At 70.0% G+C, this 23,943-nt stretch carries 17 protein-coding genes and 2 pseudogenes; 6 read left to right on the top strand and 13 right to left on the bottom strand.

The features are described 5' to 3' along the window. Window positions 1–46: 46 nt before the first annotated feature. From OG520_RS03135 to OG520_RS03125, 3 genes are all read right to left on the bottom strand, one after another. Complete coding sequence (locus OG520_RS03135; RefSeq protein ID WP_406012081.1) at window positions 47–376, bottom strand: hypothetical protein; 330 nt, start codon at window positions 374–376, stop codon at window positions 47–49. Between the two features lie 413 nt (window positions 377–789). Further along, window positions 790–2,211, bottom strand: a complete 1,422-nt coding sequence (locus tag OG520_RS03130) for an NAD(P)/FAD-dependent oxidoreductase (RefSeq protein WP_406012080.1) — start codon at window positions 2,209–2,211, stop codon at window positions 790–792. Window positions 2,212–2,293: 82 nt separating this feature from the next. Further along, window positions 2,294–2,899: a TetR/AcrR family transcriptional regulator gene (locus OG520_RS03125; protein ID WP_399330027.1), complete on the bottom strand. Its 606-nt coding sequence runs from the start codon at window positions 2,897–2,899 to the stop codon at window positions 2,294–2,296. Window positions 2,900–3,074: 175 nt separating this feature from the next. Here OG520_RS03125 and OG520_RS03120 point away from each other — a divergent pair, with 175 nt between their 5' ends. Together OG520_RS03120 and OG520_RS03115 are read left to right on the top strand one after the other, a co-directional pair. Beyond that, window positions 3,075–4,490 carry a purine-cytosine permease family protein gene (locus OG520_RS03120; RefSeq protein WP_406012079.1) on the top strand — a complete coding sequence of 472 codons (1,416 nt, stop codon included), beginning with the start codon at window positions 3,075–3,077 and terminating at the stop codon, window positions 4,488–4,490. Window positions 4,491–4,591: 101 nt separating this feature from the next. Further along, on the top strand, window positions 4,592–6,244 hold the full coding sequence (locus OG520_RS03115) for an amidohydrolase (protein ID WP_406012078.1): 1,653 nt from the start codon (window positions 4,592–4,594) through the stop codon (window positions 6,242–6,244). Between the two features lie 131 nt (window positions 6,245–6,375). Here the strand turns inward: OG520_RS03115 and OG520_RS03110 are convergent, their stop codons facing one another. The 5 genes from OG520_RS03110 to OG520_RS03090 form a co-directional block, all read right to left on the bottom strand. Beyond that, window positions 6,376–8,388, bottom strand: coding sequence for a discoidin domain-containing protein (locus tag OG520_RS03110; RefSeq protein WP_406012077.1), 2,013 nt, complete (start codon window positions 8,386–8,388; stop codon window positions 6,376–6,378). Between the two features lie 101 nt (window positions 8,389–8,489). Then, window positions 8,490–9,356: a carbohydrate ABC transporter permease gene (locus OG520_RS03105; RefSeq protein ID WP_385547088.1), complete on the bottom strand. Its 867-nt coding sequence runs from the start codon at window positions 9,354–9,356 to the stop codon at window positions 8,490–8,492. Then, window positions 9,353–10,306, bottom strand: coding sequence for a carbohydrate ABC transporter permease (locus OG520_RS03100; protein ID WP_406012076.1), 954 nt, complete (start codon window positions 10,304–10,306; stop codon window positions 9,353–9,355). Before OG520_RS03100 ends, OG520_RS03105 begins: the two co-directional genes overlap by 4 nt. 4 nt (window positions 10,307–10,310) lie before the next feature. Then, window positions 10,311–11,573, bottom strand: coding sequence for an ABC transporter substrate-binding protein (locus OG520_RS03095; protein ID WP_406012075.1), 1,263 nt, complete (start codon window positions 11,571–11,573; stop codon window positions 10,311–10,313). A gap of 69 nt (window positions 11,574–11,642) precedes the next feature. Next, on the bottom strand, window positions 11,643–12,893 hold the full coding sequence (locus OG520_RS03090; protein WP_406012074.1) for a Gfo/Idh/MocA family protein: 1,251 nt from the start codon (window positions 12,891–12,893) through the stop codon (window positions 11,643–11,645). A 79-nt stretch (window positions 12,894–12,972) separates the two neighbouring features. Here OG520_RS03090 and OG520_RS03085 point away from each other — a divergent pair, with 79 nt between their 5' ends. Then, the gene (locus OG520_RS03085; protein ID WP_406012073.1) at window positions 12,973–14,124 is read left to right on the top strand and encodes an ROK family protein; all 1,152 of its coding nucleotides are present in this window, start codon (window positions 12,973–12,975) and stop codon (window positions 14,122–14,124) included. Window positions 14,125–14,230: 106 nt separating this feature from the next. Further along, window positions 14,231–15,865, top strand: coding sequence for a beta-N-acetylhexosaminidase (locus OG520_RS03080; RefSeq protein ID WP_406012072.1), 1,635 nt, complete (start codon window positions 14,231–14,233; stop codon window positions 15,863–15,865). Window positions 15,866–15,928: 63 nt separating this feature from the next. Here OG520_RS03080 and OG520_RS03075 read toward each other — a convergent pair whose 3' ends face one another. From OG520_RS03075 to OG520_RS03055, 5 genes and pseudogenes are all read right to left on the bottom strand, one after another. Next, window positions 15,929–16,441, bottom strand: a complete 513-nt coding sequence (locus tag OG520_RS03075; RefSeq protein ID WP_406012071.1) for an amidase family protein — start codon at window positions 16,439–16,441, stop codon at window positions 15,929–15,931. A gap of 52 nt (window positions 16,442–16,493) precedes the next feature. Continuing rightward, a complete protein-coding gene (locus tag OG520_RS03070; protein WP_406012070.1) occupies window positions 16,494–17,093 on the bottom strand; it encodes a GNAT family N-acetyltransferase in 600 nt (199 codons plus the stop codon). A 224-nt stretch (window positions 17,094–17,317) separates the two neighbouring features. After that, window positions 17,318–18,763, bottom strand: coding sequence for a glyceraldehyde-3-phosphate dehydrogenase (locus tag OG520_RS03065; RefSeq protein WP_399330038.1), 1,446 nt, complete (start codon window positions 18,761–18,763; stop codon window positions 17,318–17,320). A 54-nt stretch (window positions 18,764–18,817) separates the two neighbouring features. Beyond that, window positions 18,818–19,879, bottom strand: a pseudogene (locus OG520_RS03060) (MFS transporter); the annotation flags it as partial. Window positions 19,880–19,918: 39 nt separating this feature from the next. Further along, window positions 19,919–20,660, bottom strand: a pseudogene (locus OG520_RS03055) (AraC family transcriptional regulator); the annotation flags it as partial. A gap of 404 nt (window positions 20,661–21,064) precedes the next feature. Between OG520_RS03055 and OG520_RS03050 the strand changes: the two are divergent. Further along, a complete protein-coding gene (locus OG520_RS03050) occupies window positions 21,065–21,589 on the top strand; it encodes a transglycosylase SLT domain-containing protein (protein WP_406012069.1) in 525 nt (174 codons plus the stop codon). Between the two features lie 478 nt (window positions 21,590–22,067). Further along, a complete protein-coding gene (locus OG520_RS03045) occupies window positions 22,068–23,858 on the top strand; it encodes a protein kinase domain-containing protein (protein ID WP_406012068.1) in 1,791 nt (596 codons plus the stop codon). Window positions 23,859–23,943: the final 85 nt, after the last annotated feature.

Raw genomic sequence — 23,943 nt, 5'->3', positions numbered from 1 at the left:
ACATCACCTCGCGGCCGGTGCCCCGTCGCGGCCGGGCCCGGGACGGTCAGTCCCAGAGCTCGTGTGTCACGACCCGCTCCGTGTGCGCCGGCCTGCCGTCGGTGTAGACGAGGTGGAGCCGGGTGAATTGCCGCAGTTCCGGATGGGTCTTCCAGGCCTCCGGGCGGTCGAGGCGCACGATGACGGGGTAGGAGTGGAACTTGCCGGCCGCGCAATAGGGCTGACAGTCGTTCACCGCGTCAAGTGCCGTGCCCACGGCGGATGCCGGTCCCCAGTGGGACCAGTGGATATCGATGAGGCGGTTGTTGCCGTCCCCGCAGGCGAGCAGGAAGTCGCCGGGGCGCACCCGCGCCCCCGAGAAGCAGTCGACAGCCACCACGTGAGCCGATCGGCGGGACTCCGGGGACGCGGATGCGGCTGCTGCTGCGGAGGTGGCTGCGGAAGTGGCTGCGGAAGCGGATGCCGGTACGGGAATCGCCGCTGCGAGCGCTGTGGCGGCGCACAGCATGACCGCTGTCCTGAGGTTGCGTTTTTGCATTTCGGCTCCTCGGCTGCCTTATGTCGAGCCCACGCCGCCCGGAGCAGCCGTCGGTCGTGGCGCCTTTCTTCCAGCCGTCGTTCCTGAATCGACAATATGGCCACACCCAGTGATACACCACCCGTACGGGTGGGAACAGTGCAAAAATGGTGCGAAAGGTATTCGATTAGTCGCCGGACGTCATTCGTTACCGGTCAGGGGCGCCTTCTGGTCATTCCGGTCGCTCCGGATGTTCGGGTCGCTCCGGACGTTCAGGTGGCGTGGTCCGGATGCCCCATGGCCGACTCCCACTCCGCACGTGCGGGGCCGTCGAACGCGGGCGTGAAGTCCGGGTGTTCGCCCAGCCAGTGCGCCAGACGGGCGCGTACCTCTTCGGTGCCGTATGCCTGATCGGCGGTCAGGACGAGGTGGCGGACCTTCGCTCGTGCGCGCATGACCAGCGGGTCGTCGAAGGCGCAGGCGGCGAGGGCGGCCCTCTCGCGGCCGGCCGCGGTGGGAGGTTCGCTCGACGCCCTTGCGGGATCGCCGAGTTGAGCCGCACTGGCCTGGTCCGCGGCGACCTGGACGTCGAACCACGGGCGCAGGGCTCGCGCGGCCCATCGGTGGTATTCGGCGGTGAACGACGCCGGGTCCGGGGCGGTGCCCGCATGGTGGGCCACCCACTGCCCCGCCCGCAGGGCCATGGCGACTCCCTGCCCCATCGTGGGATTGGTGTACACGAGTGAGTCCCCGATGCCCACGAGGCCGGTGACCACGGGCCCGTCGGCGTCGGCCAGTGCGGTCCAGCGATTGTGCAGGCCGCCCATCGCGAGCACTCCGGAGACCGGCTCGGGCTCCAGGTCCAGCCAGGCCGCGATGGCGGGAAAGGTCCGGGCGGCCCGCTCGAACACCACGGGGTCCCGCAGGGCCGCGCGGGTGGGATCGGCGGTGGAGACCGTCAAGGACGCCGCGAAGATACCGTTGTCCGACGGGAACACCCCGCCGACCGCGAAGGCCGAGAACGAGCCGGGTCTGACGCGTCCGGGGTCGCGCGGTCCATCGGGTCGCAGCCGGTACCAGCGGCAGAAGTAGGCGATCGGGACGCGGTGGTTCTCCACGACCGCTTCCCGGCAGCCCGCCTCGGTGAGCCACCGGGGCACCGGGGACCGGCGCCCGCCGGCGTCGAGCACCAGCTCCGCACGGTGAGTCCGCGATGCGGACCGCACTCCCGTGACCCGCGGAATGCTGCCGTGCCGGTCGACGAGGAGGCCATCGACAGGCTCCCCGAGTCGCACATCGACGCCCGGCTCGCGGTGCACCGCATCGTGCAGAGCGGCCTCCAGCACGATGCGCCGGGTCCGGATCGTCACCAGATCCTCGTCTCCCGCGCGGGCGGGCGGACGCTCGGTGAACCAGGCGAATTCGTTGTGTTCGCGGGCCCCCATGCGCAGCATCTCGCGGTACACGTCCGGAGCCTCCGCACGCAGCACGGTCCGGACCGGAGCCAGGAGTCCGTGCGGCTGGACCGCGTGCGGCACACCGGGGCGGTGCCAGTCGAAGAAGTCCCTGTCGAGATCGTGGCCCGGCCGGTGGCCGTCCCGCTCGAACAGGGTCACCTGATGGCCCCGACGCCCCAGGAACAGCGCTGCGGCCAGGCCGCCCATCCCGCCGCCGACTATCGCAACCCGCGTCAATGTGGTCCCCTCCACGCCGTGTTGCCGACCCACCGTATCCCAGGGTCCCAGGGGGGAGCCGACCTGCGGGGCGTCGGAGCGCTCAGCCCCGTTCCACCAGCCGCTCGGTCGCCGACAGCGCCATGCGCAGTGCACTCGCCCGGTCCGCTCCCCGCTGACCGAGGACGACGCGCGTACTCAACCCGTCGAGCAGGGCGAGGAGTTCGGAAGCGCGTTCCGCCGTGTCGAGGCCCGCGGCGAAGCGGCCCTGCCGTACGCCCTTGGCGAGGAGTGCTTCGAGGTCCTCCTGCCAGCCGCGGTCGATCTCGGCCTGGGCCTGTCGCAGCGGCTCGTTGGACGCCGTGCGCGCCCACAGCTCGATCCACAGCGTCCAGCGCGGATCGCGTGGCCCGCGGGGAAGGTACAGCTCAAGGAACTGGCCGAGCTTGCGTTCGGCACCGGCCCGGCCGGTCAGCAGCGCCCGGCGTTCCTCGGCGAGCGCGCTCTCGCTCCAGCCCAGCACCTCCAGGAGCAGCCGGTCCTTGCTGCCGAAGTAGTAGAGGATGTGGCCGCCGCTGGTGCCGAGGCGCTTGGCGAGTGCCGACATGGTGAGTGCGGCCAGTCCGTCCTCGGCGATGGCCGCCATCGCCTCCTCCAGCATGCGTTCCCGGGCCAGGTGCCCGTCACGCCGTCGCGCCGTCGCTGCCACGCCACCCCTCCACCCCTCCACTGCGATGAACCCGGTGACGACCTTAGCCGCCGATTTCGGCAGAGGTCTTGACGGGCCCCCGGAAACGCATCTTGAATGCCGTTCTAACTTCTAGAACGGCATTCAAAGTACTGTTCCGGGCTCCCGGAGCGCGCACGGATGAGGGGCAGGCCGCATGACGCAGCAGGAGACGACCGCGAGGGCGCCCGGCGGGGCCACGGCCACCGACCAGGTCTTCCAGGTCGAGACACACGGCATCGACCCGATTCCCGACGAGGACCGCCACGGCAGCGCGAAGGACCTGTTCTGGCTCTGGTTCGGCTCCAACCTGACCTTCACCTACGTCATCAACGGCGCCCTGGCCGTCGCCTTCGGGCTGTCCTTCTGGCAGGCGACCGGTGTCGTCGTCCTCGGCGGACTCGCGTTCCTCGCCATCAGCGCCGCCGGACTGAGCGGTGTGCGTACCGGCACCGCCACCCTGGTGATCTCCCGGGCCCCCTTCGGCGTACGCGGCAACTGGCCCGCCGGCATGCTCAACTGGGTGGTCAGCATCGGCTACACGATCCTCAACACGGTCGTCGGCACGCTCGCACTCGAAGCGTTCTTCGCCGATCTGGGCTGGGCGTCCGGCCGCACCGGGCGAGCCCTCGCCCTGCTGATCACCCTCGCGCTGACCTTCGTCGTCGCCCTCTGGGGCCACGCCACCGTCCAGTTCGCCGAGCGCTGGATCGCGTACGTCCTCGCCGTCGGGTTCGCCGCCCTCCTCATGTTCCTGCTGCCGGGCGCCGACACGGGCGGGGCGGCGGTCCACCCCGGCGCCTCCGGGTGGAGCCTGGCCTTCGTGGTGATGCTGGCCGGGCCGTTCTCGTACGTTCCGATGCCCGCCGACTACACGCGCTACCTTCCGAAGACGACCTCGATGCGGTCGCTCACCTGGTACGGAGCCCTCGGCGGCTTCGTCTCCTCGGTCGCTCTGGGCGTGGCCGGGGTGGCCGCCGCCACGCAGACGGACATGACCGACGCCGTGGCGGGCACGGAGAAGCTGCTGCCGGGCTGGTTCCAGCCGCTCTTCCTCGCCCTCGTGCTCGGTGGCTCGGTCACCAACTCGATCGTCACGCTCTACTCGTCGAGCCTGAACCTCCAGGTGCTCGGCGTCCCCTGGAGCCGCTCCAAGGCCATCATCATCAGCGCGGCCGTCACCGCGGCCGGCTCCCTGTGCGCGCTCTTCCTCTCCGACTTCACCAGCTCGCTGCTGTCGTTCCTCTCCCTGCTCATCATCGTGTTCGCGCCCTGGGGCGGCGTGTTCCTCGCGGACATGCTGATGCGCCGCTGCCGCTACGACGCCCCGGCCCTGCACGCCGGACCCGACGGTGCCTACTGGTACCGGTCCGGCTACCACCCCGCCGGCATGACCGCGCTGCTCGCCGGCATGGTCTTCGCCGCCCTCACCTGCGATTCCGAGCTGTGGACCGGCCCGTTGGTCGCACCGTTGGGCGGCGCCGACCTGACCCTGCTCGGCGCGGTCGTCTCGGGGCTCGTCTACTGGGTGCTCGCCCGCCGGACCGTCGCACCGCACACCGACCCTTCCTGACCGGCCGCCACGCGACGCCCACCGGCCGTGTGGCAACGCGTCGCCCGAACCACCGAACCACCGAACCACCGGACCGACCGCACCACAAGGAGTCACCTCATATGGCCAGCCCCGCCCGTCCCGCCCATCTCGTCCTGCGCAACGCCCGCATCCACACCGTCGACCCGGCGTTTCCCGAGGCGCAGGCCATGGCGGTGGTCGACGGCCGCATCGCCTGGCTCGGTGCCGACGAGGACGCCAGGGGGTGGACCGGACCGGAGACACGCGTGATCAATGCCGAAGGCAGGCTCGTGCTCCCCGGGTTCATCGACGCCCACAACCATGTCCGGCTCGGCTCGGACGACGCCTGCGTCCAGCTCTCCGGTGCCCGTACCCTCGACGAGGTCCACGCCCGCATCCGCGCCTGGCACACGGCCAACCCCGACGCCGAGTGGATCGAGGCGGAGGCCTTCGACTACTCGGCCATCCCGGACGGCCGGATGCCCGCCGCCGCGGACCTCGACCCGGCCACGGGCGATGTACCGGCCTTCGTGCTCAGCTACGACGTGCACACCGCCTGGGTGAACACCGCCGGCCTGCGCCGCCTCGGAATCGACCGCGACCGCACCCACCTGCCCTTCGGCGAGGCCGCCACGGACCCGGCCACGGGTGAACCCACCGGCTTCATCAAGGACTTCGCGGTCAAGGGCCTCTCCCGCGACGGCCACCGGGCCCTGCGCGAGCTGGGTCTGCCGTGGGCCTCGCCGGACCGGCAGTACGGGCGACTCGCCAAGTCCCTGGACGACGCCATCGGCTTCGGCATCACCACGGTGGTAGAACCCCAGAACTCGCTCGACGACCTCCCCCTCTTCGAGCGCGCACGCGCCGAGGGCCGGCTCAAGTCCCGTATCGTCGCCGCCCTCTTCCACCCGCGCGGCACCACGGACGCCGACCTCGACAACTTCGCCGACGCCGCCCGGCGCCACGACGACGACCGGATCCGGGTCGGACCGCTCAAGCTCTACATCGACGACGTGGTGGAGCCGCGGACCGCGGCCCTCCTGGAGCCCTACGCGGGCTGCCGCCACCACCAGGGCGACACCTTCTACCCGCCCGAGGAGTTCGCCGAGCTGCTGACGAAGCTGGACGCCCGCGGCTTCCAGTGCTTCGTCCACGCCACCGGCGACAGGGGGATCCGTACGGTCCTGGACGCCGTCGAGCGGGCGCGCGCGGTGAACGGGGCGAGGGACGCCCGCCACCAGGTCGTCCACGTCGAGTGCCTCGACCCCGACGACACCCCGCGCTTCGCCGCCCTGGGCGTGGTCGCGTGCATGCAGCCCCGCCACAGCGCCCCGGAGGTCGCCGGCCCCGGAAAGGACTGGGCGGAGAACGTCGGGGCCGAGCGCTGGCACAAGGCATGGCCCATGCGCAGCCTGCACACGGCCGGGGCCGTGCTCGCGCTGTCCAGCGACTGGAACGTGGCCGAGATGGACCCGATGGTCGGCATCCACACCGCCGTCACCCGGCGTCCGCTGAGCGGTGGGGAGCCCTGGATGCCGCAGGAGACGATCAGCGTGGAGACCGCGGTCCACGGCTACACGATGGGTTCGGCCTACGCCAACTTCCTCGAGGACAAACGCGGTTCGCTCACCGTCGGCAAGGCCGCCGATTTCGTGGTCCTCTCCCGCGACATCCTGCGCGCCGCACCCGAGGACATCCCCGGCACCGTGGCGGAGACCGTCGTGGTCGGCGGCGTCGTCGAGCACACCGTGTGAACGGCCCTGACGGCCTCCCGGAGTTCCACGCGTCCGCGCAGCCGGGAGGCCGTCGGGGTTCCATCCGTTCACGAACTCGGCGGGGCGGCCCGGGTTGCGGCCCTCGGATGCCGTACGGGCCGCCCCACCCGTCAGGCGGCCTGGATCTCGTAGACCGCGAAGTTGCCCCACTGGAGGTGGGCGTCGCGGACCGTCAGGCGCAGACGCTCGGTCGTGACCCGCTGCGGCAGGGTGATCGTGCGCTGCTCGACGGTCGACGTGTTGCCGGTCCAGGCCAGTTGCTGCCCGGCGACCTGCGTCACCCACGACGAGCCGTTCCAGGTCTGCACGTCGAGCTGCTTGATGCCCTGGCCGGTGGCGAAGGCGGTGTGCAGGGTGACGGAGCCGATGCTGGTGGGCCGCCGGTAGTCCACGTCGATGGTGCCGGGGAAGGCGATGCCTGCGGCCGCGCTGCTCCACGCGGTCGAGGTGTCGCCGTCGGTCATCCGGTAGGGATGGCTGTTGCCGAGCGTGGGGTACGACGTGGTGACGGCCGGGCGGTACGGGGCTCCGGTGAACTGGTGGAAGCCCCGGTCGGGAGCCGTGGCCGGGACCGGGTTGCCGAAGTAGTCCTTGAGGCCCTGCGCCACCGTCGCGCCGCGCCCCCGTGCGGGGGAGTCGGCCTGGAGCTTGTAGCCCGCCGGGTCGGTGCCGATGGAGACCAGCTTCGGGTCCGCCTTGATCGCGTTGATGTCGCCGGAGGGGGCGACGGGCGTGCCGGTGCCCCAGTAGAGGTTGGAGTCGTAGACGGTGCCGTTGGCGGTGTCGTAGCCGGCGGTGGTGCGGTTGTAGAAGATGTTGTTGCGGATCTCGATGCCGCTCGCGTTGTTGTAGATGTGCACGATCTTGCCGAGCGGATATTCGCCGGCTCCGGTGTAGGGCGGGTGCACGGTGACGACCCGGCCGCTCGCGTAGACCGTGTTGTTGTAGATGTGGGTGCCCGACGTCTTGGTGGAGAGGCTGAAGACCTCGTAGCCGTCGTCCTTGCTCAGGTTGTACCGGACCGCGGTGTCCTTGGTCGGTGCTCCGTTGAAGGAGACGGTGATGAAGAACCCGCCGTCGTTGTCGTGGCTGTAGTTGTACTGGACGACGCTGTGGTTGTTGTCGGCGTCCGCGTCGAAGCCGTGGCCGTCGGTGCCCGGCCCGTTGAAGCCGGTGCCCGACACCTCGTTGCGCTGCACGAGCAGGTCGTCGTTGCCCTGCCACCAGATGGCGACGTTGCCGCCCTTGGTGTTGAGCCGGCCGCTGGCGGCCTTGTGGACGCGGTTGCCCTCGACGACGGCGCCCCTGGTGTGCATGGGAGTGATGCCGCCGGCCGTCACGTCATGGACGTAGTTGTCGCGGATCCTGACGCCGGTGCTGGGCGTCCAGGTGACGACCTCGCTGTCGGGGATGCCGGTCTCCACCGGGTACAGGCTGGTCATGCCGTTGCGCCGGGACCAGGTGGACCAGGTGATGATCCCGTACGAACGGATCCTGCTGACCTCGTTCTTCTCCACCACCAGGTTGTCGAAGTACGTGGGCGTCTGGTTGCCGCGGATGGAGACCAGCAGCCCGGCAGAGCTGACGGTGCTGCCGCCGGGGCCGTCGACGTCATGGATGTTCAGATTGCGCAGGGTGATGTTGGACAGCTTGCCCGCGTCCTTGGCGAAGAGGTTCACACCGGAGCGGGGGGTGGTGCCGTCGCTCCAGTTGGTCACCTCCAGCCCGTCGAGGGTGAAGTCGTGGACGTTGTTGAGCTTGACCGCGACATCGGTCGTGCCGCCGCCCTCGATCACCGGCTTGGCGCCGCTGCCGTACGAGCCGACGAGTGCCGGGGCGCCCACCGCCCCCGCCCCCTGGACGTCGAGCCGTCCCTTCCACCGCTGACCGGACTTGAACAGCAGCTGGTCACCGGGACCCAGCGTCAACTGACTCGCCCTGGCCAGGGACTTCCAGGCAGCGGACTCATTTCGGCCCGATGCGCTGTCGTTGCCGGATTCGGCGTCCACGTAGTACGTGGTGCCCGCCGCGCGCGGATGGTGCTGGGCAGGGGTCACCGCCTGCGCGGACCCCGCCGCCACCGCGGAGAGCGGGAGGGCGAGAGCCGCCAGGAGCGCCCCCACGAGATGCCTCCGCGGGGTGGGTGAGGTGCTTGGGATACGTGAGGTACGCAAGGTACGCAAGTCTCGGTCCTTCCGATCGGATTGCCGGTCTCTGTCGCGCGTTACTTACCGATCCCCGCAGTCATGCCCTCGACGATGCGGCGGCCCAGCCAGAGGTAGAGCACGATCATGGGATAGACCAGGATCACGATTCCGGCGAACAGGGCGCCCCAGTCGGAGCTGTACTGCATGGAGCCATAGAGGCTGAGAAGGGCCGCGGGCAGCGTGCGCTCCTCAGGCGTGGGTGTGATCAACAGGGCGAGCAGCGTCTCGTTCCACAGGCCGATGACGTTGAGGATCAACACGGTCATCACGCCCGGCTTGGCCACCGGCAGCACGACCTGGACGAAGGCGCGCAGCGGACCCGCGCCGTCCAGCTCGGCCGCCTCCTCGATCTCGTGGGGCAGCGAGCGCATGTAGCCGGTGAGCACGAACACGGCGAACGGCAGCGACAGCACCACCTGGAAGACCAGGAGCGTGATGCGGTTGTCCCACCATCCGGTCACCCAGTCGATCATGAACGTGGACACGGACAGCTTGATCACGATGATGGGGATCACGATCGTCTGGACCGGGATGCTCAGCCCCATCGCGAAGTACCCGGTGAGCCGCCCCGCGGCGCGCCGGTCGGAGCGGGCCAGGACGTACGCGGCGGGCGCCGACAGCGCGACGATCAGCAGGGATCCGACCAGGGTCAGGACGGTGCTGTTGAGCGCGGCGGCGGAGAAGCCGGCCGCCTTCCACGCCGCGGAGTAGTTGCCCCACTCGACGGTGTCCGGCAGCGCGAATGGCGAGAGCCAGACCTGCCCGGACTCCTTGAGCGACTGGAGGCCGACCCAGGCGACCAGCGCGAGGTTGAAGACGACCCAGGCCCACAGCGCGACGGTCGTCGCGCGCGGCACCAGAATGTCGCCGAGCAGGCGCCTCATGACAGCTCCACACGTTCGCGGCGGGTGACACGCCGGGTCAGTACGATGAGGATCGTCGTCACGATCAGGATGACGACGCCCATGGCGGCACCCGAACCCAGTTCGGGCACACCGCCGCCGGCCACCGAGGCGTACTGCTGCACCGCCACGGTGCGGGCCTGGATCGGCGGGCTGGCCGGAGTGCCGGCCGTGGTGAAGGCGATCACGATCTCGAACACCTTCAGGCTGTTGACCACCCACAACACGGCCGACACCGCGAACACGTCCCAGGTCAGCGGCAGTGTGATGTGCCGGAACTGCTCCCACTTGGTGGCGCCGATCAGCTTGGCGTCCTCGTACAGGTAGGGCGGGATGGAGTCGGCGGCCGACATCATCAGCGCCACGTAGAAGCCGGTGCTCGACCACACGAGACCGGCGACGATGCACTTGAACACCATGTCCGGACCCAGCCACGGCCGTGCCTCGATGCCGACCCAGCCCAGGATCGTGTTGACCGCGCCGTCGGGATTGAGGAGGAAGCCGATGGCGACACCGACCGCGATCACCGAGATGATCATCGGCAGGAAGATCACGGACCGGATGAAGGCCCGGCCCTTGACCTGCCGCAGCACCATCATGGACAGGAAGGTGAAGGCGAAGACCAGGGCTCCGCCCCCGAAGGCCAGCACGAAGGTGTTGACGAAGGCGGTGCGGAAGGCCTCGCTGCGCGTCAGCTCCAGGTAGTTGCCGAGGCCGTTCCACGTCATGGCGGAGCCGGGACCGGCCCACTTGTTGAAGCTGACCCAGAAGCCGAACAACGACGGCAGGACGAAGAGCGCGGTGTAGGCGATCAGCGCGGGGAGCAGGAAGGGCCAGAAGGCCCGCTCGCGCGCCGGCCGCACCCGTTTGCCCGCCTTGCCCGCGACGGGCGCCGCCGCTGTCGTGGGCGGGGTGAGTGTTGCTGTCCCCATGGGCTCAGCCCTTGCTGGCGAGGTAGCCGGCGGCCTTCTTCTTGCCGGTCTTCACGAAGGCCGCCGCATCGATCTTGCCGGAGAGCAACTGGTCGTCCAGGGGCAGGAAGACGTTGTTCCACCAGTTCTTGTCCGCGGCCATGTCGTCGTAGGTCCGATGGGTGTACTTCGCCTCGGCGACGTCCTTCTGCACGCCCGCCAGATAGCCCGGCGCGGGGACGTCCGGGCGCGCGGGGATGTTGTGTGCGGTGCCGGAGATCTTCTCCTCGTACTTCTTCTGCAGGGCGAAGGCGAGGAATTCCTTGGCCGTCTCCACGTTGTGGCCCTTGGCGTTGACACCCCAGCCGAGCGTGCCGACCTCCACGGAGTTCTTGCCGCCGGCCGGCAGCTGGAACGAGGCGACCTCGGTGCCGTTGGCCAGCTTGGATCCGGTCTCGGCGGCCAGCCAGGTGCCGTTCAGGTTCAGGTCGTACTTGCCCTGGGCCCAGGCATCCTGCGCGGCAGGGTACTTGGTGGCCATGAAGTCCTTCTGGAAGTAGCCGCCGTCGGCCAGCTGCTCCACCTTCTCGGCCGCCGCGAGAACGGCCGGCTTGTCCCAGGCGGCCGGATCCTGGCCCAGGGCGCTGAGGCTGCCGGCACCCTCGGAGCGGACCAGGGCCGAGTAGAACCAGTACGCGTTGTAGAAGTTGACCGTGCCGTCCTGGCCCAGCGGCGTGCGGCCGTCCTTCTTCGCCTCGTCGAGATAGGCGATGAACTCCTTCCACGTCCTGGGAGCGAGCCCCGCGTGCTTGGCCGCGTCGTACCAGACGGCCGTGGAGATCACGGTGTGGGCCATGAAGCGCACATGACCCTTGTCGGTCGACGCCTTCTGCACGGAATCCGGCAGCACGTCCCGCACCTTCTTGCCCTCGCCCGGCACCTCCATGTCCAGGACGTCGTCGAGCGGCTCGGCGAGATTCTGTGCGACGAAGGCGCCGACGCTGTCGGTGGAGGTGTCGAACAGGTCCGGGCCCTGGCCCGCGTTCATCTCGGTGGGGAGCGTGTCGGTGCCCTTGCGGCCCACGAACTTCAGGTCGACCTTGGTGCCGGTCGCCGCGGTGAAGTCGTCGGCTATCGACTTGATGAGCTTCCCCTGCGGTTCGTCGGCACCCCAGGAGGAGGTGTAGACAAGTTCCTTGTCCGAGGAGCCGGAACCGTTCTTCTTGCCGCAGGCGCCTACGCTCAGGGCGAGAGCTCCGACGGTGAGCATGGCTGTCAACTTACGCACGGGAGTGTGCCTTTCGTGAGGGTGGCTGGTGGGCGCGGGAGTCCGCGGGCGTGGTGCGACGGCCGGGGATCAGTCCGGCAGGAGGGATACGACGGTGCCGGTGCGGCGAGCGCGCTCGGCCGCCCAGACGACCCGGTGCGTGGCCAGGCTCTCGGCGCCGTCGGTGAGTACCAGGGAGGGGTCGTTCCCGCTGATGGCGTCGACGAAGGCGTCGAACAGGGACGCGTCACCGCCGCCGTGCCCGGTGGCTGCCGTGGGATCGCCGTTGGCACCGGTGTCGATGACGGTGACCTCGTCGGTCACGAAGTCGTGCAGGCGCAGGACGACGCCGTCGCCGTCGATGGAGCCGCGGGTGCCGAAGATCCGGGTCTTGCGGTGTTCCAGTGCCGCGAACGCGGTGACCGTGCAGGTGGCGGAGGTGCCGTCGGCGAACTCCATGGTCACCACCTGCGTGTCGACCACGTCGTTGTCACAGGTGTACGCGCACCGGCCGTACGGGCCCTCGCGCAGCGCCGCGAGCACCCCCTCCTCGGTGTGGTCGGCCGTGACCGCGGACAGCGGCCAGAACTCCTTGTCCACGTCCCCCAGACAATCGAGGTAGATGCGCTTGGCGGAGTACGGGCAGGTGGACTCCACCGGGCACGCCACGCATCGGTCCGCCGCGCCGGCGGGCCGGTTCTCGGCCCGGAAGTGCACCAGATTGCCGAACGAGGACACCCGTTCGGGCAGTGCTCCCTTGACGTGGGCGATCCAGTCGAGGTCGTGGCAGGCCTTGGTCATCAGCATCGGGCCCGACTCCTCCTGGCTGCGCCAGTTGCCCCGGACGAACGAGTGGGCCTGATGCCACCAGCCGACCTGTTCCAGGTGCTGGATGTTCATCACGTCGCCGATCCGGCCCTCGGCGATGAGCTCCCTGAGCCTGACGGTGTAGGGGGTGTAGCGCATGACGTGACAGACGGCCAGCAGAACGTCATTGCGGTCGGCGGCCGCGGAGATGGCGGCGGCCTCCTCCTCCGTCTGCGCCATCGGCTTCTCCAGGAGCAGGTGGTAACCGAGCTCCGCCGCCCGCACCGCGGGCGCCGTGTGCATGCTGTCCTGCGTCGAGATCACCGCGGCGTCGGCCAGCCGGTCCCGGGCGAGCAGATCCCGCCAGTCGGCGAAGACGTTCTCGGCCGGTACGTCGTGCGCTGCGGCCATGCTGCGCCTGCGTTCCGGATCGGGCTCGGCGACGGCCACGACACGCGCCGCGCCGGTCTCCAGAGCACGCCGCGCGTAGCTCATACCGCGCAGCCCCGCCCCGATGATGGCGAGAGTGACCACAAATACCCCCTCGGACTTGCCACTTACTAATGCAACCTGTTTTTATTTCTCGGGTACAGAGCCTGTCAAGGGAGTGACGGTGACAATTTCCGGAGGCGACACCTCGCGGCTGCGGCGCATCAACCTGGTCACGACACTTCGCGCCCTGCGCGGCCAGGGCCCCCTCAGCCTCACCGAGGTCACCAGGCGCACAGGTCTGTCCCGCCCGACCGTGGAGAGCCTGACGGAGGAGCTGCTCGGTTCCGGATGGCTGAAGGAACTGCCGCCGCAGCCAGGCCACATGGGCCGTCCCGCCCGGCTGTTCAGCTTCCACTCCACCGGCGACTACGTGCTCGGGATCGACATCGGTTCGTACAGCATCAGGGCGGCCGTCGCCGACCTCGACGGCACCGTCGTCGCGTCCCGCACCCAGCGGGTGAGCGCGGACGCGGGGCGTGCCGAGCGGCTGGCCGCCGTGCGCGCGACGGCCGTGGACGCACTGGAGTCGGCGGCGGTCGGGCGCGCCCAGCTGGCCGCCGTCTGCGTCGGCACCACGGGGGTGGTCAGCCATGACGGCCTGGTCAAACGCTGCGTCGGCCTGCCCGAATGGGACGGGCTGGACCTCGCGGGCGAGATGGCCGTCGACTTCGACTGCCCGGTCCTGGTGGAGAACGACTGCAATCTGGCCGCACTCACCGAGGGCTGGATCGGCGAGGCCCAGGGCGTCGACGACGTGGCCTTCGTCCTGTCCGGAGTGCGTACCGGGGCCGGTCTGCTGATCGGCGGCCGGGTGCACCGGGGGCGCGGGGGAGCGGCCGGCGAGATCGGCGCACTGTCCCTGGTGGGCTGGCACCGGGCCACCTCGCATCTGACCGGCTATCCGAAGATGCCGTCGGACACCCTGCCCCAGGAGGCCGCCGAGTACGTCTTCGCCCAGGCCCGCACCGGTGAACCGGCGGCCCGCTGGGCCGTCGAGCAGTACGCCCACGACCTGGCCGAGGGCATCGCCGCCCTGGTCCTGGCCCTGGACCCGGAACTCGTCGTGATCGGCGGCGGGGTCTCGCGCTCCGGTGACGTACTGCTGGAGCCGCTGCGGCGGCACCTCGACCCGCTGTGCCTGGAACCCCCGGCGCTCGCGGTCTCCTCCCTCTCCGACCAGGCCGTGGTGCTGGGCGCCGTACGGCTCGCACTCGATCACGTGGACGCCCGGCTGTACGACGTCGACACGATGCTGCCCGAACCGTCGTCCTGAGCGTTCCCGTCGGCGCGGTCCATCCAGGTCCGGTCTTAACCAAAGTCTCTGTATATGTAGGGCGGGTGTCCTCGGGACACGGGCCCGTCGAAAGGAATCGGCAGGAATGACGACCCCCATGTTGCTGCCCCGGCCCGTCACGGTCCGACCCGCCCCGGGAGAGTTCCCGCTCGACGCGGCCACCACGATCAAGGCCCCCGGCGAACTGGCCACGACCGCCGCCTGGCTGCAGTCGGCCCTGCGCCCCGCGACGGGGCTGCCCCTGCCCCTCACCGGCGAGGAGTCCGGACCGGGCATCGCCCTGACGCTGCGTCCGGAACTGGGGGCCGAGGCATACCGGCTGGAGTCCGGGCGGACCGGTGTCCGCATCGAAGGCGGGGACGCCGGCGGGGTGTTCTACGGCTGCCAGGCCCTGCTGCAACTGCTGCCGCCACGGGTCTACCGCAGCTCCCGGACCACCGACGAGCGGTGGGCGGTGCCGGGGACGGTCGTCGAGGACGCGCCGCACTTCCGCTGGCGCGGAGCCATGCTGGACGTGGCCAGGCATTTCCTGCCCAAGCGGGAGGTGCTGCGCTTCATCGACCTGATGGCGATGCACCGCCTCAACACCCTCCACCTACATCTCACCGACGACCAGGGCTGGCGCGTGGAGATCCTGCGCTTCCCGCGTCTCACGGAGACCGGTGGATGGCGCAGTTCGTCCCAGTTGGGTTCCACGGACGACGACAGGACCGAGGACAGGCCGCACGGCGGCTACTACACCCAGGACGACATCCGCGAGATCGTCGCCCACGCGGCGGAGCGCGGCGTCACGGTCGTACCGGAGATCGACGTCCCCGGACACTCCCAGGCGGCCATCGCCGCCTACCCCGAACTGGGCGTGACGGGCCAGCAGTTGGAAGTCATGACCCGATGGGGCGTCAGCCCCCACACCCTGAACGCGGAGGAGTCGACCATCGACTTCTTCCGGGGGGTCTTCGACGAGGTCATGGCGCTCTTCCCCAGCACCTTCATCGGTGTGGGAGGAGACGAGTGCCCCAAGGACCAGTGGAAGGGCGATCCGCGCACCCGGCAACTCATGGCCGAGCGCGGCCTGCCCGGCGAGAAGGCCCTGCAGGCGTGGTTCATCGCCCGGATCGCCGCCCACGTCGCGGAAGGCGGGAGGCGTGTCTTCGGCTGGGACGAGATCCTGGAGGGGGAGCTCCCGCCAAGTGTCGCCGTGGCCTCCTGGCGCGGAATGACAGGCGCCGTGACCGCCGCACGCCGGGGCTTCGACGTGGTGTCCTGCCCGGACGACCAGGTCTATCTCGACTACCGCCAGTCGGAACATCCCGACGAGCCGATTCCGGTCTCCGTCCCCGTGACGCTGGAGGACGCCTACTCCTTCGACCCGGTCCCGGACGGCCTGACCGACGAACAGGCCGCGCGGGTGCTCGGGGGACAGGCCAATCTGTGGACCGAGCACATGGACACGCCGCGCATGGTGGACTACTACGCGTTCCCCCGCCTGTGCGCGGTGGCCGAGGCGCTCTGGCGCGGCGCGGGCGACCGTGACTTCGACGAGTTCCGAACCCGTCTGTACGACGCGCACCTGCCCCGGCTCGACGCCATCGGTGTGGAGTACCGGGCGCCGGCGGGCCCACTGCCCTGGCAGACGCGGCCGGGCATCGTGGGCGCACCCGCGACGAGGGCCGATCGCGAGGCGCACATGAACCGACGTGTGGAGGCGATCCGTTCCTGAGCGGGTGCACGGCGGTCCTCCGCAACCCGCGAGCTCCTGCGCGGGTTGCGGAGGACCGTGTGCTCAGAGCGATGGTTCGAGGTGCGCCCAGGGGCGTTCGGCCTCGATCCCGGCCGCGAGTGCGAGGAGCGTACCCTCGCCGCCCAGCGGGCCGACGAACTGGACGCCGAGGGGCAGACCGTCGGGAGTGCGGTAGGTGGGGACGCTCATCGCGGGCCGGCCGGTGATGTTGGCCAGCTGGGTGTACGGGGTCGCCGAGAGGTTGGCGATCACCGCGCGCTCCCATGCCCTGGTCCCGGCGAGGGCTCCCAGCAGCCCCACTCGCATCAGGGTCCGGGCCACGGCACGTACCGGTCGAGGGGTGTCCAGTTCGGCGAACGGCCCGGTCAGTGGCCCCTTCGCCCGCTCCCGGGCGAGTTCGTGCATCGGCCGGACGATCGCGTTGAGTCTGCCGTCGACGGCCTCCGCGCGGGCGATGGCGACATCGAGCAGTTCGTCCGGTGAGACCTCTCCCCGGGCGACCGATTCGGCCAGACCCACCGCATCATGGGCTCGGTACTCGCTGTAGTGCATCATCAGGACCCCACCTCCCACTGCGTCCCGCAGCTCATGTGACGTCCAGACGCTCTCACAGCGCGTCCGAGGCGTCACCCCGGATGCGGGCGTGCAGATGCTGGTCGTGCCATCCGTCCGCGTGCAGCAGTGCGCCGCGCATGACGCCTTCGAAGGGGTATCCGGCCTTGTGCGCCACTCGGCAGGAGGCCGGGTTGGCCACCGAGTGGCACAGCCGCAGGCGATGCAGCCCCAGATCCTCCAGGGCCCACTGGCTGACCCGTCCCACGGCCTCGACCGCGACACCACCGCCACGGGCCGCCGGCAGGAGCCAGTAGATGATCTCGGCGCTGCCGCCTTCGAGATCGACGTCGTTCAGCCCGATGAGTCCCGTGGCCTCGCCGCCCGGCCGGGCGATGGCCCAGATCACGCCCGTCTCGGCCTGCCAACGCCCGTGCATGCGCTCGATCCTGTCGCGCGCGTCCTGTACCGACTCCAGGACGAGGAGGTTCCATCGGCGAATCGCCGGATCCTGGCCGGCGGCTGCCAGCACATCGGCATCGTCCTGGTACCAGGGGCGCAGCTCCAGGCCGTTGGGGAGGCCGAGTACCGGTTGGCGGTTGCGGGCCATCCGACCTGCGGGAACGACAGGGGATATGGGTGCACTGGAGATCATCGGGGCATCGTGCCACGGGCCTTCGGCGCGCGATATCCGATAGTCCGCCGCGAAGACAATCCGCCACGGAGACCGCGTACGTGGACCGTCTCGCGCACCGGGAATCGCAGAGGCACCAAAGGCGCCCGATGAGCAGCTGCCCATCGGGCGCCCGTTGTGGCGCGTCCGGATGATCCTCGTCCCGGGGCGGGCGTGCCGGCCCGGGGGAGGGGATTCCGCCGGTCTCAGACCGCCGGGGCCGGGTAGGTCGGGTACTCCACGCCGGAGACGTGCTGGACGACGCGGATGACCTGGCACGAGTAGCCGAACTCGTTGTCGTACCAGAGGTAGAGGATCGCGTTGTCGCCGTCGACCTTGGTGGCACCCGCGTCCACGATCGAGGCGTGGCGCGAGCCCATGAAGTCGCTCGACACCGCGTCGGGGGCGGTGGTGAAGTCGATCTGGCGCTTCAGCGGCGAGGTCAGCGACACGTTGCGGAGGTAGTCGAGGACTTCGTCACGAGTCGTCTCGCGCCCGAGCCGCAGGCTGAGGATGGCGATCGAGACGTCCGGCACCGGAACACGGATCGAGCTGCCGGTGATCGGCGCCTTGAGCTCGGGCAGCGCCTTGGCGACAGCGGACGCGGCACCGGTCTCGGTGATGACCATGTTCAGCGGCGCGGAGCGGCCGCGGCGGTCGGCCTTGTGGTAGTTGTCCAGCAGGTTCTGGTCGTTGGTGAACGAGTGGACGGTCTCCACGTGGCCCCGCAGCACGCCGTACTCGTCCGCCATCGCCTTCAGCGGCGGCACGATCGCGTTGGTGGTGCAGGACGCGCAGGACAGGATCTGCTCGTCCGGCTTGATCGTGTCGTGGTTGACACCGTGCACGATGTTGGGGACGTCGCCCTTGCCCGGAGCGGTGAGGACGACCTTGTCGATGCCGGGACGCAGGTGCTTCGACAGGCCCTCGCGGTCACGCCACTTGCCGGTGTTGTCGATGAGGATGGCGTTCTTGATGCCGTACGCCGTGTAGTCGACCTCGGACGGATCGTTGGCGTAGATCACCTTGATCTCGTTGCCGTTGGCGACGATCGTGCTCTTCGCCTCGTCGACGGTGATCGTGCCCTGGAACTGGCCGTGGATCGAGTCGCGGCGCAGCAGCGAGGCACGCTTGACGATGTCCTGGTCGCCGCCCTGACGGACGACGATGGCGCGCAGCCGCAGCCCGTTGCCGGAGCCGGCCTTCTCGATGAGCAGGCGGGCGACGAGGCGGCCGATACGGCCGAAGCCGTAGAGGACGACATCGCGTCCGTCACCGCGCTCGATCTTGTTGGCACCCGTGGCACCGGCGACGGCCTCGGCGGTGAACTCCTCCACCGAGAGGCCGCGTTCGTCGGCCGCGTAGGTCGCGGCGAGCATGCCGATGTCGATCTGGGAAGGGCCGAGGTCGAGCGTGGTGAGGGCCTGGAGGAACGGCAGCGTGTCGGTGACCGAGAGCTCCTCACCGGCGATCTGGCGGGCGAATCGGTGGGTCTTCAGGATGCTGACCACCGACTTGTTCACCAAGGAGCGGCTGTGGAGCAGGACCGTTACGTCCCGCTCCCGGTGCAGTTTCCCGATGACCGGGATCATCGACTCCGCGATCTCCTCGCGGTTCTTCCAGCTGGTGAACGAGTCGTCATTGACAGTCACAGGTTTATCTTTCGAGCTAGGCGGCGCTCATATGGTAACCCCTCGCTACTTTGATCATTCAAACGGGTCACCCGGGCCGGGGGCCGTGATCGGCCCCTTCGGCGACGCCCACACCTCCGCGTCGTTCGAGTTCCTCGGTGTCCGCGTGGCCACGTTCGGCGCCACGCATCCCCGGGGCGGTCCTGCCGCCGAGGCCGTCTTCGTCGAGGGTGCGAACTGCCGTGGCATGGCGGGCTCGGGCAGGGCGCGATACAGCAGCCAGCTCAGGGTGGGCATCAGGATCAGCGGTGTGAGGGCCGTCTGCAGGGAAGTGGCGTCGGCGATGTTGCCGATGACAGGGCTGATCAGGCCGCCGATGCTGACGGTCAGCCCGAGGGTGATCCCACTGGCGGTGCCGACGCGCGAGGGCAAGTAGTCCTGGGCCAGGGTGACTTGCAGCGAGAACGGGACGTACAGGCCGACGGAGGTCAGGGCGGTGAACAAGTAGATCGACGGGCCGGGGACGAAGACGATCCCGGCGACGGCGCCGACCGTGATCAGATACGACACCCGCGCCACCGCGACCCGGTCCCACCGGTTGGCCAGGCGGCTGCCCAGCACGGTGCCCGCCGCGCCACCCAGACAGAGGACAAAGAGTGCGGTCGTGCCCGCCGCCGTACCGCCTCCCGTGCGCTGCCGGGCGTAGAACGAGACGAAGGTGCTCAGGCCGACGAAGGCGATCGACCGGCAGACCACGGCGAGCGACAGCTTCACGAACGAGGCCTTGTCGTCGGTCCCCGTCGCGGCCGCGGCCCCGGGGCCGCTGGATGTCGACTTCTCCAGTGCGCGCAGGACGGGCAGACACAACACACTGCCGACGATGGCCGGCACCACGAGCAGAGGGGAGAACGGCAGCTCGCCGGTGGCCACGACGGCGGTGACCATGAGGGGGGCCACGGCGAAGCCGACGTTGCCGCCGAAGGAGAACCACCCCATCGAACTGTGGCTCCCTCTGCCGGCGAGCCGTGCGACGCGGGCGGATTCGGGGTGGTAGGCGGCGCCCCCGTTTCCGGACCGCGCCACGAACAGCAGTGTCAGTGGGTGCGAACCGCTGAGGCCGCTGAGCGCGACACCGAGACTCGGCGCCGCCGGGAACTGTGCGCGGTCGGGTCGGGGCCGGCCGTTGTGGGTGCCCGGGGTGTAGCCGAAAGCGTGGCGGAAGACATCGATGAACGCGCTGGTGGACGACCAGCCGCATTGGTGGGCGACCGTGGTCACCGGTACGTCGTCGGCCAGCATGCGAAGGGCGTGGTAGGGGCGCAGTTGAGTGCGCCACTGCGGGAACGTCTTGCCCAGTTCGCGATGGAAGAGACGGCTGAGGGTGCGCTCCCCGACTCCTGCCGCGGTCGCCAGGGCGGCCAGTGTGCGCGGGTCCGCGGGGTCGTGGTGCAGGGCGTCGCAGACGGCTCTGAGGCGGGGATCGGTGGGGGCGGGCAGTTGCACGGGCTGCTGGGGTGAGGCGCGCAGCCGGTCGAAAAGTACCGCGCGCAACCGCAGCCGCTCCGGGGTGTCGTCGTGGGGGCTTCGGGTGTGGGCGAGGATCAGTTCGCGCAGCAGGGGGTCGACCGAGAGGACGGTCGGGGCATCGAGGCCGAGGGGGTTGGTGCCGGCGGGCAGGCCCAGCAGATGCAGGGCGAGGTGCCCGTGGGCGCGGTGGGCGTGGACGCAGCCGGCGGGGACCCAGATGGCCCGGGTGCCGGGGGCGAACCAGGTGCCCGCGTCGGTGGTGACCGCCAGGACGCCGGAGCCCGCGTGGACGACCTGGCGGTCGTCGTGCCGGTGTGCGTCGATGCGCTCTCTGGGTGCCATCGCCTGTGTGCGGGTGGGCGCCTCGGGGGGAGTGGCGGATATCCGGCATGAATGAAGCTCCATCGGAAGCGCGCCAGACCGTACGGCGCCGTTGTCGTCGAACCGGGCTCGGGCACCTCGAAATGGCCCCGGAACGGCCCTGTGGATGTGATGCCACCCATAGGGGCCACGTCACATCCTAGGGAGGGTAGTAGGAACAGAGTCGCCCGAACAGCATGGAATCGCCTCAGATCGGTCTATGTCGGACATTGCTCCGTATTGGGGTAGTACGTCACATCATTGACCCCCACCCCGGCCGCCGCTAACCATGGCTGTCGTAGCGGGGAACCGCGACCGGACCGCACGGACACCGCCGGACCGCTCGCCCCTCCCGCACCACGCAGGGCCCCGCCCCGCACCCCCCGCCTCCGGCACCGGACGGCGACACCACACCCACAGGAGAGTCACTTCCGCATGACCACGCAGACCCGCACCGGCCGCATCGCCCGCATCCGCACCCTGTCCGTCGCCGCCCTCGCCACCACCGGCGCAGCCGCAGCAGCCCTCACCCTGACCTCGACCTCCGCACAGGCGGCCGAGACGAAGCAGAGCGCCCCCGTCGTCCGGACCGCCCCCACCGGCGACGTCCAGGACACCCAGAAGACCGGCAAGGGCTACGCCAACAACCTCGACGGCTGGATCAAGGAATCCCTGGCCGTCATGAAGGCCAAGGGCATACCCGGCAGCTACGAAGGACTGCACCGCAACATCATGCGCGAGTCCGGCGGCAACCCCAACGCCCAGAACGGCTGGGACATCAACGCCCAGAAGGGCACTCCCTCCAAGGGCCTGCTCCAGGTCATCCAGCCCACCTTCAGCGCCTACCACGTCGCCGGCACCGCCCACGACCTCACCAACCCCGTCGCCAACATCACCGCGGCCGCCAACTACGCCGCCGACCGCTACGGATCCATCGACAACGTCAACTCCGCCTACTGAGCCAGGTCTGCTTGAGTGTCCGGAAGCGACACTGTGCGGACTGTTCGATGGGCCGTTGTGAGGCCCGAAGGACCTCGCGGTCATGCGTACAGGACTGCTGGACGGGCGGGGTGGGATCATGGGAATGATCGAGCGGCTGTGGGCGGCCGGGGAGATGCCCTCGGGGACCGGATCGCGGTGGCCGTCCGGGACTTCGTCGGGCACGGCCTGCACGCGGCCGGAGTCATGGGTCGGCTCAGCAGCGCGCTCAGCGCCGCCGTGCGCGTGGCCGGCGGCCACGCTCGACGCACTTGGTCCGTAGCCCGGCCCCGTGCCTGCCGCGCCGCGATCCTCGACGGCACCGAAGCACCCCCGTTCCCGGGGGGACCTCGTACGGTTCTCAACCGGGCTGCCCCTCACGCATGTTGACACCCATCGATCCGGTCACGAGTTGCGGGCCGTCACTCCGCCGTGTGTGCGCATATGGCACAGTCGTGCCGTGGATGCACTGCGACCCCAGGACCCCGCGCGCATGGGCGCCTATCACCTTCTCGCCCGTCTCGGCGCGGGCGGCATGGGGCAGGTGTATCTCGGCAGGTCGCCCGGCGGACGGCTGGTGGCCGTGAAGGTCATCCGGGACGAGATCAGCGACCACCCCGAGGCGTTGGCCCGGTTCCGGCGGGAGACCGCGACCGTCGAGGCCGTGCGCAGCGCCTACACCGCGCAGTTGATCGAGGCTTCGCTCGACGCGCCTCCCTACTGGCTGGCCACCGAGTACGTGGCAGGGCCCACTCTCCGCGGTGCCGTGGGCGCGAGCGGTCCCTTCCCGGCGGACAGCGCCCTGAGACTGCTCGCCGCGCTCGCCGAGGGACTGGCCGCGGTCCACGCCCATGGAGTCACGCACCGGGACCTGAAACCGCACAACGTCATCCTCTCCGCGCAGGGACCGCAACTGATCGACTTCGGGATCGCGCGAGGACTGGAGCAGACGATCCTCACCCGGGACGGGATGGTCTCGGGGACACCCGGCTACACGGCACCCGAGGTTCTCCTGCGGAACGAAGTGGGCCCGGCGGCCGACGTCTTCGCACTGGGCGCGACCCTCGCGTACACGGCGACGGGCCGGCCTCCGTACGGCACGGGCGAACCGGCGGCGGTGAGCTACCGGACCGTGCACGAGGACATCGACCTGGCGGGGGTACGGCCCGCGCTGGCCGAGCTCATCCGGCTGTGCGTCGCCAAGGACCCGGCGGACCGGCCCGAACCGGCCGCCGTGATCGCCCGGTGCGCGGTGGACTCGCCGCTGGCGTCGGACGCCCACTACCGGATGCTGGCACGTACCGCCGAACCCGTCCCCGAACCCGGGTGCGTGGACACGCCGCCCACATCGTCCGGCGCGCACACGGAGCCGGAGACGGCGCCGGAGACGGGGACGGTCCGGGCACCGCGGAGCGAGGCCGGCACACGGCCGAAGAACCACGAGCCGGTCGTCGAAAGGGCGGAGCGGGCCGCTACCACCGCACCCACGGGCCTGCCGGACACCGCGCCGGACGACCGTCCGGATCCGCAGCGACGCCCCGGCCAGGCCGCACGGGGCAGAGCCTGGCTCGCCGTATGCGCGGTGGCGCTCGCGGTGCCCATGACGGTCTGGCTGCTTCCGGAATCGGACACGAGGGACACCGGCGCCGCCCCCACGACGGAGGTCACCACGTCCGGGCAGCCGACCGCGCCGCGGACGGCCACCAGAGGCCCGGCCAGTGGACCGCCGGACCACATCGTGAACGATCGCGTCTCGCAGGACCGCTGGACCCTGTCCGACGAGCCGGAGCAGGCGGCCCAGGGCATCGGTTCCTGCGATCTGTCCAGCCTCACCGATTCCTCACCGCCCTCGGGACTGCAGTCCTCCGTCTCCCACACCACGGGCACGGACACGGCCTCGCTGGAGCTGCGCCCCAAGAACGCGGGCGAGGGGAAGAGACCTGCGCCGTACTACATAGCCGTGGGGGTGCGTCCCCCGCACGAGACGGACCCTGCCACCGGACGACCCCTCCGGTCCGTCAGCAAGGGCATCGGCTTCACCAGCAAGCCCGTCGACATGTACTCCCGTTGGACCTCCGGCGGAACCGTCAAGTTCAAGTACCCCGATGACTTCCGTGCCCACTTCGGCGAAGGCACCGTCGACGCGCTCCCGGTGGGAGACGACAGGGGCGACTGGACCGTGGTGCTGTACCACGTCGAAGGCGGGCCCACGAAGTACACCTCCGTCGTGTGCAACGGCTTCCACGCCTGAGACGCGGCGCCTCGACGACGAGGGTGGTGCGGCCGGTGCGGAGCGGGCAGTCGGTGGGCCACTTCCGGACCGGGACGTGTTGTGT

The organism is Streptomyces sp. NBC_00984, assembly GCF_045162475.1.
Taxonomy (GTDB): domain Bacteria; phylum Actinomycetota; class Actinomycetes; order Streptomycetales; family Streptomycetaceae; genus Streptomyces.
The sequence above is the reverse complement of the archived record's forward strand: the minus strand, read 5'-3'. Positions and strand labels throughout refer to the sequence as shown.